Genomic DNA, 15480 nt, shown 5'->3' on the forward strand with positions numbered 1-15480 from the left:
GGCAGACAGCGCAACGGATCCCCGCATGAATTTTCAAACCGGTGCACCGAAGACCCCGCCCCGCATCCTCTGCATCGGCCTTCCGGTGCGCGACCTGACCTTCCGCGTCAATGTTCCGGCGCGCGGCTCCAAGGAGAATGCCACCCATGTCGACGAGATCTGTGGCGGCAATGCGCTGAACGCGGCCATCGGCATCGCGCGGCTGGGCGGACGCGCCTCGATCTGCGGGCCGATGGGTGACGCCGGGGAAACCTCGAGCCGCTATATCTTCGACAAGCTCGGGCAGGAAGGCATCGAGACCAACCACCTCATCCATATGCCGGGCCTCGTCACCCCGATCTCGGCCATCATGATCGACGAAAGCGGCGAGCGGACCATTGTCACGTTCCGCGATCCGGATTTGTGGAAGGTCAAACTGCCGCCGACCGATCTGCTGCTCGAGGACTGCGCGGCGATCCTGACCGAGAGCCGTTGCGCGCCGTTCTGCACCGAGCTGTGTGCCGAGGCGGTCAGGCGCGGCATTCCCGTGGTCGTCGATGTCGACCGCGCGATGTCGATGCGCGAAGGGCTTTTGACCGCCTCCTCCCACCTCGTGTTCTCCAGCGAGCCGTTGCAAGAGACCGCCGACGTCACCGATGACGGCCAGGCGCTGCAGAAGCTTGCCAAGCTCACCCCGTCCTTCCTGGCAGGGACGCGTGGGCCGAAGGGCACGATCTGGCTCAACGAGAAGGGCGAGCTGGAGGAGACCCCGGCCTTCCCGGTCCATACCGTGGACACGCTCGGCGCCGGCGACGTTTTCCATGGTGCGTTTGCACTCGCCATCACCGAGAAGCAGGAACTGCGGCAGGCGCTACGTTTTGCCTCAGCCGCCGCAGCGCTGAAATGCACCCGCTTCGGGGGTGCTTATGCCGCACCGCAACGTCCTGAAGTTGAAGAGTTTTTGGACCAGCACGCCGATCCGCAGCCGGCCCGGAGCAGCTAGCAACCGCTTGCGCGAGAAGATTTTTCTATATATGAGGGATACCAACCCTTCATATGGAACTTTCTTCTATGAGCGACGTCGCAGTCCAAATCCACGACAACCGCCGCCTTGACGCCATCGACCGCAAGATCCTGACCGTGCTGCAGGAGGACGCTTCCCTGTCCGTCGCCGAGATCGGCGACCGGGTCGGGCTGTCGTCGACGCCGTGCTGGAAGCGCATCCAGCGGCTGGAGGCCGACGGCGTGATCCTGCGCCGGGTCGCGCTGGTCGACCAAAACAAGATCGGGCTCGGAATTTCCGTGTTCGTCTCGGTCGAGAGCAACGACCATTCCGACGCCTGGCTGCGCAAATTCGCCGACGCCGTCAGCGCCATGCCTGAGGTGATGGAGTTCTACCGGATGGCCGGCGACGTCGACTACATGCTGCGCGTCGTGGTCGCCGACATGGCGAGCTATGATATCTTCTACAAGAAGCTGATCAGTGCCGTGCCGCTGAAGAACGTCACCTCGCGCTTCGCGATGGAGAAGATCAAGTCGGTGACCGCGTTGCCGGTGCCGGCGGCATGACATCACCCCATGTGATGACCTCATAACGCTACCTTAGGCTGAACATTTACGCGCGGTTCATCCCGTGGATGTACCATGATGCTCATCATGGGGCCGGGAAACCTCCCACCAACGCGATCGCCGGCATGGCTGAACGCGGCGGCATTGCTGATCGCAAGCTGGATCGCGATCGCAGCGCTGTCGCTGCGCGTGCGTGCCGACACCGACGTCGTGGCCGTCGTCTTCCCACCATGGTGGAGCGCAAGGCAAGCGCTCCTGGCCGCGGCATCCGCCAACGCCAACATCGTCCGGCTGACGGCTGTTCCCTCGCTTGTCGTGGTACGGCCCGATGACGCGGACGGGCTGAAGCGACTACGTCAAGCAGGCGCCTGGCTGACCATCGATCCGCGGGCGGTCGCCGCCTGCATCGGGACAAGCGATCCTTGAGGCAGACGATCTGGGGAATGGGAATGACCTCGGAAGCTGGTGAACTGACAAGCCTGCGCGACACCGCCAGCAGAATTCTGCTCGTGGTGCTCTGGTTGCACGTTCCTGTCGCCGTCATCATCGGCGTGATGCGCGGCGCCGACTGGCTGCTGCCTGCCGCCTTCACGATCGCGATGGCGCTCTCCGCGACGCTGTCGTGGCGCATGACGGGCAATGGACTTTCCACCCGCCTCGTCTTTGCCGTCGCCCTGATGGGCGGCGTCTCGATGTTCGTCTACCAGTGCGCCGGCCATCCCTGGCAGGTCGACATGCACATGTACTTCTTCGCGGCGCTGGCCTTCCTGGTCGCCTATTGCGATTACCGGCCGATCCTCGCCGGTACGGTGGCGGTCGCGCTGCATCATCTGACGCTGAATTTCCTGCTTCCCGCCGCGGTGTATCCCGGCGGCGCCGACCTCGGCCGCGTCGTGCTGCACGCTGTCATCCTGCTGATCGAAGCGGGTATCCTGATCTGGGTCGCGCACACGTTGTCGCGTCTGTTCGCGGCTGCCGCGCAGAAGACGGCGGAAGCCAAGGCCGCAAGCGCCGCCGAAGCGCGCGCCAATGCCGACCGCGCCGCGGCCGAACAGGCCAAGCAGGCGCGCGATGCGTCAAGGCGCACGCTCGCCGCGGGCTTCGAGCGCAAGATCAGCGACGTCGTCGAGGCCGTGGCGGTCGCGGCCGGCAAGATGCAGGGCCTTTCGGCATCGATGAGCCACAGCAACGCAGAAACCACGCGGCAGACCGCAGAGGCCGCGGCCGCTTCGACGCAAGCGTCAACCAATGTCGAGACGGTCGCATCCGCGACCGAGGAACTCACCGCCTCCATCAACAGCATCGCCGAGCAGGTGACACGCTCGGCGCGGATCGCCGCCAAGGCCGCCGACGAAGCGCGACGCACGAACGCCGTCGTCGAAGGTCTCGCCGCCGGCACCCAGAAGATCGGCGAGGTGGTGACGCTGATCCAGAAGATCGCGAGCCAGACCAATCTGTTGGCCCTGAATGCGGCGATCGAGGCGGCACGTGCCGGCGAGCACGGCAGGGGATTCGCCGTGGTCGCGAGCGAGGTCAAGGCGCTGGCCAATCAGACCGCCAAGGCGACCGAGGAAATTTCAGCGCAGATCCAGCACATCCAAAGCGCCACCGGCGAAGCCGTCAGCGCGATCGCGGCGATCGGCGGCACGATCGCCGAGATCGACGGCATCTCCGGCGAGATCGCCGCTGCCGTCGACGAGCAGGGCGCGGCGACGCGGGAGATTGCCGGCAATCTGCAACAGGCCGCAGATCGAACCCGCGACGTCAACGCGAACATTCTCAGCGTCAGCCGGTCGTCCGAGGAAGCCGGCAAGGCAAGCGCGCAACTGCTCGACGCGGCGAACGCCCTGTCCGCGCAATCCGAGGGGCTGAAGTCCGAAGTCGAGAGCTTCCTCGGCTCGCTGCAGGCCGCGTGAGCCTACTCAACTGTCATCGCCCGCGAAGGCGGGCGATCAGTATTCCAGAGACGTTTGAATTTCATCTGACGGGCCGCGGCGTACTGGATTCCCCGCATGCGCGGGGTATGACATCAGAGGGTGCGGCGGCTTATTCCATTCAGATCTTTTGATTGTACTCGCCGACCTCGGGATGCGTGCGCAGCACGGAATCCATCGCCTCGAACATGTCGCGCATGCGCTGCTCGCTGACCGGGCTTTCGACCACGACCACCAGCTCCGGCTTGTTTGACGAGGCGCGCACCAGGCCCCAGCTGCCGTCCTCCACCGTGACGCGCACGCCGTTGACGGTGACGAGATCGCGGATCGCCTGGCCGCCGATCTTTGCATCCTTCTTCTGCAGCGCTTCAAAATGCTTCACCACGGCGTCGACGACGACGTATTTCGCTTCATCGGCGCAATGCGGCGACATGGTCGGCGACGACCAGGTCTTCGGTAGCGCGTCCTTCAGATCGGCCATCGCCTTGCCAGGCGCGCGGTCGAGCATCTCGCAGATCGCGATCGCCGAGACGAGGCCATCGTCATAGCCGCGGCCGAACGGCTTGTTGAAGAAGAAATGGCCGGACTTCTCGAAGCCGGCGAGCGCGCCGAGCTCGTTGGTACGCCGCTTCATGTAGGAATGGCCGGTCTTCCAGTAGACCGTCTTCGCGCCCTGCTTTTGCAGCACGGGGTCGGTGACGAACAGGCCGGTCGACTTCACGTCGACCACGAACTGTGCGTCCCTGTGGATCGCCGACATGTCGCGCGCCAGCATCACGCCGACCTTGTCGGCAAAGATCTCCTCGCCGGTATTGTCGACCACGCCGCAGCGGTCGCCGTCGCCGTCGAAGCCGAGGCCGACATCGGCCTTGTGCGCCAGCACTGCATCGCGGATCGCGTGCAGCATCTCCATGTCTTCGGGATTCGGATTGTACTTCGGAAAGGTGTGATCGAGCTCGGTGTCGAGCGGGATCACCTCGCAGCCGATCGCCTCCAGCACCTGGGGCGCGAATGCGCCCGCGGTGCCGTTGCCGCAGGCCGCGACCACCTTCAGCTTGCGCTTCAGCTTCGGCCTGTTGGTGAGATCGGCGATGTAGCGCGCCGGATAATTCTCGTGGAACTGATAGGAGCCGCCGACCTTGTTCTTGAATTCGGCATTCAGCACGATCTCTTTCAGTCGCGTCATCTCATCGGGGCCGAAGGTGAGTGGACGGTTGGCGCCCATCTTCACGCCGGTCCAGCCATTGTCGTTATGCGACGCCGTGACCATCGCGACACACGGCACATCGAGATCGAACTGCGCGAAGTATGACATCGGCGTGACGGCAAGCCCGATGTCATGCACCTTGCAACCGGACGCGATCAGGCCCGAGATCAGCGCATATTTGATCGAGGCCGAATAGCCGCGGAAATCGTGACCGGTGACGATCTCTTGGCGGACGCCGAGTTCGGCGATCAGCGCGCCGAGCCCCATGCCCAGCGCCTGCACGCCCATCAGGTTGATTTCCTTGTTGAACAGCCAGCGCGCGTCATATTCGCGAAACCCGGTCGGCTTCACCATCGGCTCGGATTCGAAGGCATAGGTATTCGGAACCAGCGCGGATTTCGGCTTGGGAAACATTGAACGGCCTTATCGTCGAGTGCAGATGAGCATCGCCGCAGCCTTAGCGAATGCAAGGCTTCGGCGAAAGATGAGAGTAAGGGCTGGTGGCCGATAATTGCGGCAGAATTGGCGGCGGCCAGGTCACCGCCACGAACCCGACGATGGGGCGATGCTATTGCTCGAGCACGAGCCTGCCGTTGGCGTATTCGAAACGCTTCAGCTTCGAGAGGAACGACAGGCCGAGCAGGTTCTCCGACAGCGCGTCGTCCGGCAGCACCATGGCGTCGACGTCGCGCACGACGAGACCGCCGAGGTCGATCATCGCAATGCGTGCGCGCGCCGCCTTGATGGTGCCGTTCGCGGTGGTCACGCGCGAGGTGTAGTCGCCCGGCGTCGGACGCAGGCCGAAGCGCGCGGCGGATTTCTCGTTCAGCGCGACCAGCGATGCGCCGGTGTCGACCATGAAGTCGAGGCGCTGGCCGTCGATACGGCCGTCGGTCGCGAAGTGGCCGCGGGCGTCGCGGGGGATGCTCAGCGTGCGGCCGCCGGCTTCGGCGGCGGTCACGGCAGCCGGCGCGCTTTTCTGCGCCGTCGTGGCGGAGGCGGGCGTCATCTTGCTGGCCATCTGAGCCATGAACGTGCCCAGCCCGATCATGATGGCCGCGAAAATCATCAGGTTACGCATGACACCATACTCGGAAAACCGAAAACGCAATTTGACCACGCCGGCCGTCCCGCGGCGAGCGACGCCCCGGGCAGGGCCCCGCAATTTTGGCGAAAAGGATGAGCGATCGGTTAATGCGTGTGCAGAGACGGCCGATTCCGGCGTCGGCCTCCTCGCTTCACCCGGTTCTCGTCAGGGTCTAGCGCCTCAGACCGTCTTCGCGACCGGGCTCGGCATCGCCGAACGCAGCACGTAGTTCACCGCGCCCGCGATCGCGACGCCGAAGAACCAGCCATAGACCGCCCACCAGGCCGGCAGGATCGAGGTGAAGTTCGGCAGGATCGACGAGAACAGCGCGCCGACGGCAGCGGCGATCAGCGCGCTGGCGTTCCAGCCGTTCTGGAAGCGGTACTCGCCGTGCTCCTGGTAGAGCGCCGGCACGTTCACCCTGCCCTTCGCGATCAGATAATAGTCGACCATCATGATGCCGAAGATCGGCCCCATGGTCGCGCCGATCAGCCCGACGAACGAAGCGGCGCTGCCTTCCCAGGGGGCGAAGGGATAGAGCACGAGCGCAATCAGCGCCGCGATATAGCCGCCCTTCTTGAAGTCGATGTGGCGCGGGAACACGTTCGAGAAATCGAACGCCGGCGAGACGAAATTGGCGACCACGTTGATACCGAGCGTTGCCACCGCAAAGGTGATCGCCGCCAGCACCGCCAGGAACCAAGAGTCGAACTTAGCCGAGATCTGGTCGGGATGCAGCAGCACCTCGTGATAGACGTTGAACGCCGCGATCGTGGTCACGCCGGCTACCAGCGAGAACAGGATCAGATTGACCGGCAGCCCCCAGATGTTGCCCTTGCGCAGCGCCGCGGTATCGGGCGCATAGCGCGAGAAGTCGCAGAAGTTCAGGTACAGCGCGGCAAAGTAGGTGATCCAAGTCGCGGCGACCGCGCACAGCGCGGCAAACGTTCCGGGCTCGCCCGGCACGCCGGCATCCTTGGTCTTCTCCAAAAGCACCTCCTGCGGGATCGGCGCGGTGAGCGAGATGCCGCCCGCCTTGATACAGAGATAGACCGCGAGGATCAGCATCATCAGCCACACCGCGGGACCGGCCCAGTCCTGGAAGCGGCGCACCGTCTCCATGCCGCGCTGGATGATCAGGAGCTGCAGCGCCCAGATCACGACAAAGCAGATCACCTCGAGGCCGGAATGGCCGAGCACATGGGTCGACTGGTGGAACGATTTGAAGACGTCCATGCGGGTAAGCAGCGCGACGATCGCGCCAGAGGCGGCCGCGGTCTGCGCGCCGTACCAGAAGCAGGCGACGATCGCGCGCACCAGCGCCGGGATGTTGGCGCCCCAGACGCCGAATGACGCACGCGCAAGCACCGGGTAGGGCACGCCGGTCCTGACCCCGGCATTGCCGATCAGGCTCATCAGGACAAAGATCACCAGCGAGCCGATCCCGATCGCCAGGATGAAATTGACGAAGCTGCCGCAGAGCAGGAACAGGCTGGCCGCGAGATAGTATCCCCAGAGGCTGTGGACGTCAGACGTCCAGACGTTGAAGATGCTGAAGGCACCCCAATTGCGCACCGGTGCCGGCGCCAGATCCGCGTTGTAGAGCGACGGCGACGCGTTCTTGATCTCCAAGGCGGCCTCCCCAAAGTGCGAGCCCGTGATCCCGACGCGTAAATCTAACCACTGTTTGAGGACGCTCGCCAGCGTCATGGCTCAAGTGCCGCGCGGTTTCACCCGTCTTGTCGGCATCGCGCTGGCGGGATCCTCCGGCCAGGGGTGGCGCGGATAGCGGCCGCGCAAATCGGAGCGCACGGCAGCGTAGCTGCCGCGCCAGAAGCCCGGCAGATCGCGCGTCACCTGCACCGGCCGCTGCGCCGGCGACAGCAGTTCCAAAACCAACGGCACCGCGCCCTTCGCGATCGAGGGATGGGTGTTCAGTCCGAACAATTCCTGCAGGCGGACGGCAATGGTCGGCCCCTGCTCGGCCTCGTAGTCGATCGCAAGCTGGGTGCCGGTCGGCGCCTCGAAATGGGTGGGGGCTTCGCGATCGAGCCGGGCGCGCAAGTCCCACGGCAATAGCGCCATCAGAGCGTCCGACAGGTCGCCGGCGGACAGGTCCTTCAGCGTGGTCTTGTCGTAGAGCGCGGACACCAGCCAGTCATCGGCCCCCGCGGCAAGCGCGGCGTCGGACAGATCGGGCCAGCTCTCGCCCTCGGCCCTGCGCAGGAACATGACGCGGTCACGCCATTGCTTGGAATGCTTCGACCAGGGCAACCGGTCGAGGCCCGCGGCGATCAAGCCGTCAGCGAAGATGCGCGCCGTTTCGGCCGACGGCGACAGCGACATCGGCGCCTCCGACAGCGTGATCGCGTGCAGCGAGCGCCTGCGCCGGGCGCGCAGCGCCATCGCGCCGCGATCGAACGCGACCTCTTCCACCGCCTCGATCTGGTCGGCAAAGCGTTGTTCGATCTCCTCCTGCGTGATCGGCGCCGCCAGGAGGATGCGGCCGCTGGCGGCGGTGCCGGTCAGCTCGGCGACCGCGATGTAAGGCGCGCGCGCCAGCGCCGAGGTCTGCTCGACGGCCGCGCCACGGCCGTTGGCGAGCACGAAACTGCCATTGCCGCGGTTCTTCGCGACGCGGTCCGGAAAGGCAAAGGCCAGCATGACGCCGGTGGAAATGTCTGTTTGCTCACGCCCAGCAGCGTCCTCGACCTGCGAGGCCCAGCGCTGCGCCATGCTGCGCGCGCTAGACGCCCGCTGCGAACGGTCGCGGCGGAACTGATCGAGCCGGTGGTCGAGATCGACGCTGTCGCCGCCGAGCCCGCGCTCGGTCAGGATGGCGGCGATCTCGGCCGCCTCGCCGGCCGCTCCGAAGCGCCCGGAGTCCACGATCATGCGCGCCAGCCGCGGCGGCAGCGCCAGCGCGCGCAGGCTTTTGCCCTCTTCGGTGATGCGGCCGTCGCCGTCGAGCGCCGCGAGCTCGTTGAGCAGCGACTTCGCCTCCTTCCACGCCGGCGCCGGCGGCGGATCGAGGAAAGCGAGCCCGGAGGGATCGCTGACGCCCCATTGCGCGAGGTCGAGCACCAGCGACGACAGGTCGGCGGACAGGATTTCTGGCGCGGTGTAGGCCGGAAGCGATGCGGTCTGCGGTTCGTCCCACAGCCGGTAGCAGACCCCGGGCTCGATGCGGCCGGCCCGGCCGCGCCGCTGATCGACCGCCGCGCGCGAGGCGCGCACCGTCTCCAGCCGGGTCAGCGCGATATCGGGCTCATAGCGCGGCACTCGTGCGAGACCGGAATCCACAACGATACGCACCCCCTCGATGGTCAGCGAGGTCTCCGCGATCGAGGTCGCCAGCACCACCTTGCGCATGCCCTTCGGCGCCGGCGCGATCGCACGGTCCTGCACGCTGGCGTCGAGCGCGCCGAACAGCGGCACGATCTCGACCGAGGCATCCTGCACGCGCTCGGAGAGGAAGGTCTCGGTGCGGCGGATTTCGGCCGCGCCCGGCAGGAACGCCAGCACCGAGCCGGCGTCGGCGCGCAGCGCTGTTACGATGGTGTCGGCCATCTGTCGCTCCAGCGGCGCGTCGACCTTGCGACCGACATAACGGGTCTCGACCGGAAACGCCCGGCCCTCGCTCGCCACCACCGGCGCGTCGCCGAGCAGCCTTGCAACGCGCGCGCCGTCGAGCGTTGCCGACATCACGAGGATACGCAGGTCCTCGCGCAGGCCGGTCTGCGCGTCGCGCGCCAGCGCAAGCCCGAGATCGGCGTCGAGCGAACGCTCGTGGAATTCGTCGAACAGCACCGCGGCGACGCCGTTGAGCTCGGGATCATCGAGGATCTGCCGCGAGAAAATGCCCTCGGTGACGACCTCGATCCGCGTCGCGCGCGACACCTTCGAGCCGAAGCGGACGCGATAGCCGACGGTCTCGCCGGCGCGCTCGCCAAGCGTCTTCGCCATCCGCTCCGCACTGGCGCGCGCGGCGATGCGGCGCGGCTCGAGCACGATGATCTTCTTATCCTTTGCCCAGGGCGCATCGAGCAGCGCGAGCGGCACCCGCGTGGTCTTGCCGGCGCCGGGCGGCGCGACCAGCACCGCGGCGTTATTGTCGATGAGCGTGCGATCGAGCTCGTCGAGCACGGCATCGATCGGGAGCGGACTATCGAATTGGCGGGGCAATGACTCTCACCACGTCGTCATGCCCGGGCTTGCCCCGGGCATCCACGTCTTTCAGGTGCAACAGGAAACAAGACGTGGATGGCCGGGACAAGCCCGGCCATGACGGAAATAGCATTACGCCCGTGACGGCGGGCGGCCGATGCTGTCATAGGCAAAGCCGTGGGCGGCCATGTCCTCGGGGCGGTAGATGTTGCGCAGGTCGACCACGACCGGCTGCGCCATCTCGGCCTTGATGCGATCGAGGTCGAGCGCGCGGTACTGCACCCACTCGGTCACCAGCACCATCGCGTCGGCGCCCTTGGCGCACGCATAGGGATCATCGCAATATTCGATCTGCGGCAGTTCGCTGCGCGCCTGCTCCATGCCGGCCGGATCGTGCGCGCGCACCTTCGCGCCCATGTCGAGCAGGCCGGTCACGAGCGGGATCGACGGCGCCTCGCGCATGTCGTCGGTATCGGGCTTGAAGGTCAGACCGAGCACGGCGATCGTCTTGCCGCGCAGGCTGCCGCCGACGAGGTTGGCGACCTTGCGCGCCATCGCTCGCTTGCGGTTGTCGTTGACGCCGAGCACCGCCTCGACGATGCGCAACTGGACGTCGTGGTCCTGCGCTATCTTGATCAGCGCGCGGGTGTCCTTGGGGAAGCAGGAGCCGCCGAAACCCGGCCCCGCATGCAGGAACTTGGTGCCGATGCGGTTATCGAGGCCGATGCCGCGCGCCACTTCCTGCACATTGGCGCCGACCTTTTCGGAGAGATCGGCGATCTCGTTGATGAAGGTGATCTTGGTCGCGAGGAACGCGTTCGCGGCGTATTTGATCAGTTCCGCCGTGGCCCGCTCCGTGTACATCACCGGTGCCTGGTTCAGCGACAGCGGCCGGTAGATGTCGCCGAGCACCTTGCGACCTCGTTCGTCCGAGGTGCCGACCACGACGCGGTCGGGGAATTTGAAGTCGCGGATCGCGGCGCCCTCGCGCAGGAATTCCGGATTGGAGGCGACCACGACGTCGGCTTGCGGATTAGCCTCGCGGATCAGCCGCTCGACCTCGTCGCCGGTGCCGACCGGCACGGTCGATTTGGTGATGACGACGGTGAAGCCCTTCAGCGCGGCGGCGATCTCGCGGGCAGCACCATAGACATAGGTGAGGTCGGCGTGGCCGTCGCCGCGCCGCGACGGCGTACCGACCGCGATGAAGACGGCGTCGGCCTCGGCAACAGGTGCTGCGAGATCGGTGGTGAATTCGAGCCGCTTGGCCTTCACATTCTCGGCCACCAGCGCATCGAGACCGGGCTCGTAGATCGGGATCTCACCGCGGTGCAGCGCCGCGATCTTGCCCGCATCCTTGTCCACGCAGGTCACCTGGTGACCGAAATCCGCAAAGCAGGCGCCCGACACCAGCCCCACATAACCCGTGCCAATCATGGCGATGCGCATGGAACAACCCGCTTCCTATGGTTAACGACCGCTTGGATTCGAGCGCCTCTTAGAACATTTGCCGGCCGAGGGAAACGTGGAATTGCGCGGTACCCCGGCATGTCATTTGTATGAATAAAGGAGAAAGAAACGGTTCGGGCCGATGATGCGGCCGCCACAGCCGAAACAGGACAAAGATGACCGCAAACGGCACACCTGCTGCGACAGATCGTTCCGCCAAGGCCGCGCACAGCCGCGTCGACTGGGTCGACTATGCCAAGGGCATCTGCATCGTCATGGTCGTGATGATGCATTCAGTGCTGGGCGTGGAGAAGGCCGCCGATCAGACCGGCTTCATGCACGTCTTCGTCGCCTTCGCAAAACCGTTCCGGATGCCGGATTTCTTCCTGATTTCCGGGCTTTTCCTCTCAGTCGTGATCGATCGCGACTGGCGCACCTATCTCGACCGCAAGGTGATGCACTTTGCCTATTTCTACGTGCTGTGGGTGACGATCCAGTTCGGCTTCAAGGCGCCGTCGCTGGCCGCGGAATCGGGCTGGAGTCAGGTCGGCCTGATGTATCTTGAATCCTTCATCGAACCGTTCGGCACGCTGTGGTTCATCTATCTGCTGCCGATCTTCTTCGTCGTCACGAAACTGACGCGCAACGTTCATCCGTTCGTCATCTGGCTGCTCGCCGCAGCGCTCGAGATGACGCACCTCGCAACCGGCTGGACCGTGATCGACGAGTTCTGTGCGCGCTTCGTCTATTTTTACACCGGCTACATCCTCGCCGATTATGTGTTCGCGCTGTCGGACCGCGCACGTGCGCAGCCCGCGCTGGCGCTGATCGGCCTTGTGCTGTGGGCGCTGGTCAATGGCGGCCTGGTCGCATCCGGCGCCAGCGAATGGCCGCTGGTCTCGCTGGCACTCGGGCTTGCCGGCGCCAGCGCGATCATCGTGATCGGCACGCTCTTGGCGCGGGCGCATTGGCTCAACGTCCTGCGCTTCTGCGGCGAGCATTCGATCGTCATCTATCTCGCCTTCTTCCTGCCGATGGCCGCGACGCGGACCATCCTGCTGCGCAGCGGAGTGATCCACGACATCGGCCTGATCTCGCTTGTTGTGACGGTGGTCGGCGTTGCCGGTTCGCTCCTGATCTGGCGGCTGGCGCTGGCGGCGCGGGCCAATTTCCTGTTCGAGCGGCCCGACGCGTTCTGGATCGCGCCCAAAAAGGCCGCCCCCACCCTGCAGGCGGCAGAATAAGGCCGATCTCTCCAAGACGTTGGAGTCGGATTCGTTCCCAGACCGTCGATTCCGGCCCGTCGAATTTTCCGCATATTGAAATGATTGGCTTTTTGACCCCGAATGTTTCGTCGCAAGGCCCGCGACGAAACAATTCTCCTGCGCACGAAACCATTTTCCGCTTTTCGCGCAGACATCCGGAAACCGGGGCTAACTAACAATTCTCCCAACGAACCGCCGCCGAACGGCGAATTGGGAGTCTGTCATGACGAACGTCATCGCCATCAACAACGCAGCCAAGAAGCACATTGCTGCGGCTCGCGCGACCTCGGATGAGATGCTGCTCGCAAGTATCGCCAAGGGCGGCCGGACCGCGATGCACGTGCTTTACTCCCGTCATAACGTCCGGGTTTACCGCTTCGTGCTGCGCATGGTGCGCGACACCACGATGGCGGAAGACCTGGTGAGCCAGGTGTTCCTGGACGTCTGGCGGACCGCGGCCCAGTTCGAGGGCCGCTCGCAGGTGTCGACCTGGCTGTTGTCGATCGCCCGTTTCAAGGCCCTGACCGCGCTGCGCCAGCGCAAGCATGAGGATATCGACCAGGAGGACGTGCTGGAGATCGCCGACGGCGCCGATACGCCGGAAGCCTCGCTGGACCGCGCCACAACCAGCGAAATCCTGCGCGCCTGCGTGGCCAAGCTGTCGCCGGCGCACCGTGAGATCATCAATCTCGTCTATTACCATGAGAAGTCGGTCGAGGAGGCCGGGCAAATCATCGGCATCCCGCAGAGCACGGTGAAGACCCGGATGTTCTATGCCCGCAAGCAGTTGGCCGACCTCCTGAGGGTTGCTGGCGTGGATAGCGTCGCGGCATAAAATGCAACAAATTCAATATATTAGATAGGATACAGAGTTTCAGTGATTGCCTTCGAAATCAAAAAAATCCGGCCACGAAACAATTGAAACAATCGACGACATCACCCTGAAAAACTCGGCCCCTATACCCACTACCAACGACGCAACGCCAACCGGACAGGAGAGTGGACATGCTGAAGCCTTCCCTTCGCACCTTCATTATCCCGCTCGGTGCGGTCTCCACCTTGGCCTCGCTGTCGGCCCAGACCGTCGCCCCCCGCGCTGCCCAGCGCGACGGCGTGATGCTGGTCCGCGAGCAGGTGGTGGATTGCAGCGCCATGAAATCCTCGGAGGTCTGCGTGATCTCCCCCACCGGCGGAATAAAGTCCCGCTGAACCCGTTCTAACCTCCCAAGTGTACCTCCAACGACCCGGCTGGGATGCCCCCCAGCCGGGTCGCTCTGCTTTGGTCCCCCTTCAAGCGACACGTGTCCTGGCACTTGAGGAAGCGACGCGGCTTCGTGAATCCGGACGCGGTTCCTGTCACACAGACGTGACGGCTATAGCCATCAGGCAGCCGTAACGGCACAGGCCATCCTCGCGAAGAACATCAGGCGTCCCGGCGCGGCCCCATGGCGCGCCGGGAGTTCTGATGGACGGATCACGATGCTGAGTCTTGCCCTTGCGCTGCTCGCCGGTGTCGTCACCGTCGCCGCGCCTTGCACCCTGCCGATGCTGCCAATCCTGCTCGGGGTATCGATAGGCCGGACCGGCAAGGCGCGGCCCGCGATGATCGCGCTCGGCTTCGTGATGTCATTTTCTCTCGTGGCGTTGCTGCTGAGCGCGATCACGCGCGCCTTTGACTTCGACCCGAACGTGCTGCGGACCGGGGCAGCCGGGCTGCTCGCCGGCTTCGGGCTGTTGATGATCTGGCCCGCATTATTCGAATCGCTGTCGAGCCGGATCGCCAGCACCACGGGCGGCGTCGGTCACGCCATGCCGTCGCAAGGACTGTTCGGCGGTTTCGTGCTGGGCAGCACGCTGGGCCTGGTGTGGACGCCCTGTGCCGGGCCCGTGCTCGGCTCGATCCTGACCATTGTCGCAACCTCGAAGGACACCGCTTGGGCGAGCCTACAGCTCGTCACCTACGCGATCGGCGCGGCGATCCCGATGCTGGCGATCGCCTATGGCGGCCAAGCCGTCACCACCCGCGTGCGCAGCGTCGCGCGGATTGCGCCGCGCCTGCAGCAGGGCTTCGGCATGGTGATCATCGCCTTCGCCGCGCTCTCCTACCTGCAATACGACACGCTGATCGTGGCGTGGCTGACCCGCTTTTATCCCAACGGCCAGATCGGCCTGTAAATCGCGAAGGAGACATCAATGACCCTGCGTATGCTGACTGTATCCGCTCTGGTGGCAGGCCTTGGCCTGGGTGGCGCCGTCATTCCCGGCCTCTGTTCAGAGGCCGATGCGCCGGCGCGGCCGGTCCCAACGGCCCCGATCCGGATGGCCGCAGCCACGACGAGCCAAACCGCGCCCGACTTCGTCGGCATCAACAACTGGTTCAACTCGCAGCCGCTGAAGCTCGCCGATCTGCGCGGCAAGGTCGTGCTGGTGGATTTCTGGACCTATGGCTGCGTCAACTGCGTCAACACGCTGCCGTACGTGACGGCGCTCTACGCAAAGTACAAAGATCGCGGCCTCGTCGTGGTCGGCGTCCATACGCCGGAATTCCCGTTCGAGCACTCCGCATCCAACGTCCAGGCCGCGTTGAAACGGCACGGCATCACCTATCCGGTGGCGCAGGACAACAATTCGCAGACCTGGAACGCCTATCGCAATCAATATTGGCCGGCGCAATACATCATCGACCAGAACGGCAAGATCGTATTCCAGCACGACGGCGAGGGGCAGTACGGAGAGATCGACCGCACCATCGCAAAGCTGCTCAACGTCAATAGCTAGAGCATGATCCGGAAAAGTGGAGACCGGTTTTCCGTAAAGATCATG

Annotated in this window: 14 protein-coding genes; 9 read left to right on the plus strand and 5 right to left on the minus strand. The window is 64.8% G+C overall.

Going from position 1 to position 15480, the window contains the following annotated elements; all coding sequences use genetic code 11:
- Window positions 1-25 precede the first annotated feature (25 nt).
- The 4 genes from ACFFWD_RS06750 (at window position 26) to ACFFWD_RS06765 (ending at window position 3464) form a co-directional block, all read left to right on the plus strand.
- Complete coding sequence (locus ACFFWD_RS06750) at window positions 26-982, plus strand: sugar kinase (RefSeq protein ID WP_376962715.1); 957 nt, start codon at window positions 26-28, stop codon at window positions 980-982.
- A gap of 68 nt (window positions 983-1050) precedes the next feature.
- Entirely contained in the window at window positions 1051-1548 is a 498-nt protein-coding gene (locus tag ACFFWD_RS06755) for an Lrp/AsnC family transcriptional regulator (RefSeq protein ID WP_376962717.1), read from the plus strand.
- A gap of 75 nt (window positions 1549-1623) precedes the next feature.
- The gene (locus tag ACFFWD_RS06760; protein WP_376962718.1) at window positions 1624-1974 is read left to right on the plus strand and encodes a hypothetical protein; all 351 of its coding nucleotides are present in this window, start codon (window positions 1624-1626) and stop codon (window positions 1972-1974) included.
- Between the two features lie 23 nt (window positions 1975-1997).
- On the plus strand, window positions 1998-3464 hold the full coding sequence (locus ACFFWD_RS06765; protein ID WP_376962720.1) for a methyl-accepting chemotaxis protein: 1467 nt from the start codon (window positions 1998-2000) through the stop codon (window positions 3462-3464).
- A gap of 139 nt (window positions 3465-3603) precedes the next feature.
- Here ACFFWD_RS06765 and ACFFWD_RS06770 read toward each other — a convergent pair whose 3' ends face one another.
- From ACFFWD_RS06770 to ACFFWD_RS06790, 5 genes are all read right to left on the minus strand, one after another.
- The gene (locus ACFFWD_RS06770) at window positions 3604-5103 is read right to left on the minus strand and encodes a phosphomannomutase/phosphoglucomutase (protein ID WP_376962722.1); all 1500 of its coding nucleotides are present in this window, start codon (window positions 5101-5103) and stop codon (window positions 3604-3606) included.
- Window positions 5104-5257: 154 nt separating this feature from the next.
- The gene (locus tag ACFFWD_RS06775) at window positions 5258-5770 is read right to left on the minus strand and encodes a TIGR02281 family clan AA aspartic protease (RefSeq protein ID WP_376962724.1); all 513 of its coding nucleotides are present in this window, start codon (window positions 5768-5770) and stop codon (window positions 5258-5260) included.
- A gap of 186 nt (window positions 5771-5956) precedes the next feature.
- The gene (locus ACFFWD_RS06780) at window positions 5957-7408 is read right to left on the minus strand and encodes an NCS1 family nucleobase:cation symporter-1 (RefSeq protein WP_376962726.1); all 1452 of its coding nucleotides are present in this window, start codon (window positions 7406-7408) and stop codon (window positions 5957-5959) included.
- Between the two features lie 81 nt (window positions 7409-7489).
- Window positions 7490-9961 (minus strand): ATP-dependent helicase HrpB, encoded by a 2472-nt coding sequence (gene hrpB, locus ACFFWD_RS06785; RefSeq protein ID WP_376962728.1) that lies wholly within the window; start codon window positions 9959-9961, stop codon window positions 7490-7492.
- Between the two features lie 114 nt (window positions 9962-10075).
- Window positions 10076-11392 carry a UDP-glucose dehydrogenase family protein gene (locus ACFFWD_RS06790; RefSeq protein ID WP_376962730.1) on the minus strand — a complete coding sequence of 439 codons (1317 nt, stop codon included), beginning with the start codon at window positions 11390-11392 and terminating at the stop codon, window positions 10076-10078.
- 176 nt (window positions 11393-11568) lie between these two features.
- Between ACFFWD_RS06790 and ACFFWD_RS06795 the strand changes: the two genes are divergently transcribed.
- From ACFFWD_RS06795 to ACFFWD_RS06815, 5 genes are all read left to right on the plus strand, one after another.
- Window positions 11569-12636 (plus strand): acyltransferase family protein, encoded by a 1068-nt coding sequence (locus ACFFWD_RS06795; protein WP_376962732.1) that lies wholly within the window; start codon window positions 11569-11571, stop codon window positions 12634-12636.
- 244 nt (window positions 12637-12880) lie between these two features.
- Entirely contained in the window at window positions 12881-13492 is a 612-nt protein-coding gene (locus ACFFWD_RS06800) for a sigma-70 family RNA polymerase sigma factor (protein WP_376962734.1), read from the plus strand.
- Window positions 13493-13662: 170 nt separating this feature from the next.
- Window positions 13663-13866, plus strand: coding sequence for a hypothetical protein (locus ACFFWD_RS06805; RefSeq protein ID WP_376962736.1), 204 nt, complete (start codon window positions 13663-13665; stop codon window positions 13864-13866).
- A gap of 270 nt (window positions 13867-14136) precedes the next feature.
- Window positions 14137-14832 carry a cytochrome c biogenesis CcdA family protein gene (locus ACFFWD_RS06810; protein WP_376962738.1) on the plus strand — a complete coding sequence of 232 codons (696 nt, stop codon included), beginning with the start codon at window positions 14137-14139 and terminating at the stop codon, window positions 14830-14832.
- An 18-nt stretch (window positions 14833-14850) separates the two neighbouring features.
- The gene (locus ACFFWD_RS06815; protein ID WP_376962740.1) at window positions 14851-15435 is read left to right on the plus strand and encodes a thioredoxin family protein; all 585 of its coding nucleotides are present in this window, start codon (window positions 14851-14853) and stop codon (window positions 15433-15435) included.
- Window positions 15436-15480 lie beyond the last annotated feature (45 nt).

The sequence above is a fragment of the Bradyrhizobium erythrophlei genome, from assembly GCF_042430365.1.
Classification (GTDB): domain Bacteria; phylum Pseudomonadota; class Alphaproteobacteria; order Rhizobiales; family Xanthobacteraceae; genus Bradyrhizobium; species Bradyrhizobium erythrophlei.

What these genes read in the sequence shown, in the direction of transcription:
- ACFFWD_RS06750 (WP_376962715.1), top strand. Translation starts at nt 26, where the DNA reads ATGAATTTTCAAACCGGTGCACCGAAGACCCCGCCCCGCATCCTCTGC.
- ACFFWD_RS06755 (WP_376962717.1), top strand. Translation starts at nt 1,051, where the DNA reads ATGAGCGACGTCGCAGTCCAAATCCACGACAACCGCCGCCTTGACGCC.
- ACFFWD_RS06760 (WP_376962718.1), top strand. Translation starts at nt 1,624, where the DNA reads ATGATGCTCATCATGGGGCCGGGAAACCTCCCACCAACGCGATCGCCG.
- ACFFWD_RS06765 (WP_376962720.1), top strand. Translation starts at nt 1,998, where the DNA reads ATGACCTCGGAAGCTGGTGAACTGACAAGCCTGCGCGACACCGCCAGC.
- ACFFWD_RS06770 (WP_376962722.1), bottom strand. Translation starts at nt 5,103, where the DNA reads ATGTTTCCCAAGCCGAAATCCGCGCTGGTTCCGAATACCTATGCCTTC.
- ACFFWD_RS06775 (WP_376962724.1), bottom strand. Translation starts at nt 5,770, where the DNA reads ATGCGTAACCTGATGATTTTCGCGGCCATCATGATCGGGCTGGGCACG.
- ACFFWD_RS06790 (WP_376962730.1), bottom strand. Translation starts at nt 11,392, where the DNA reads ATGCGCATCGCCATGATTGGCACGGGTTATGTGGGGCTGGTGTCGGGC.
- ACFFWD_RS06795 (WP_376962732.1), top strand. Translation starts at nt 11,569, where the DNA reads ATGACCGCAAACGGCACACCTGCTGCGACAGATCGTTCCGCCAAGGCC.
- ACFFWD_RS06800 (WP_376962734.1), top strand. Translation starts at nt 12,881, where the DNA reads ATGACGAACGTCATCGCCATCAACAACGCAGCCAAGAAGCACATTGCT.
- ACFFWD_RS06805 (WP_376962736.1), top strand. Translation starts at nt 13,663, where the DNA reads ATGCTGAAGCCTTCCCTTCGCACCTTCATTATCCCGCTCGGTGCGGTC.
- ACFFWD_RS06810 (WP_376962738.1), top strand. Translation starts at nt 14,137, where the DNA reads ATGCTGAGTCTTGCCCTTGCGCTGCTCGCCGGTGTCGTCACCGTCGCC.
- ACFFWD_RS06815 (WP_376962740.1), top strand. Translation starts at nt 14,851, where the DNA reads ATGACCCTGCGTATGCTGACTGTATCCGCTCTGGTGGCAGGCCTTGGC.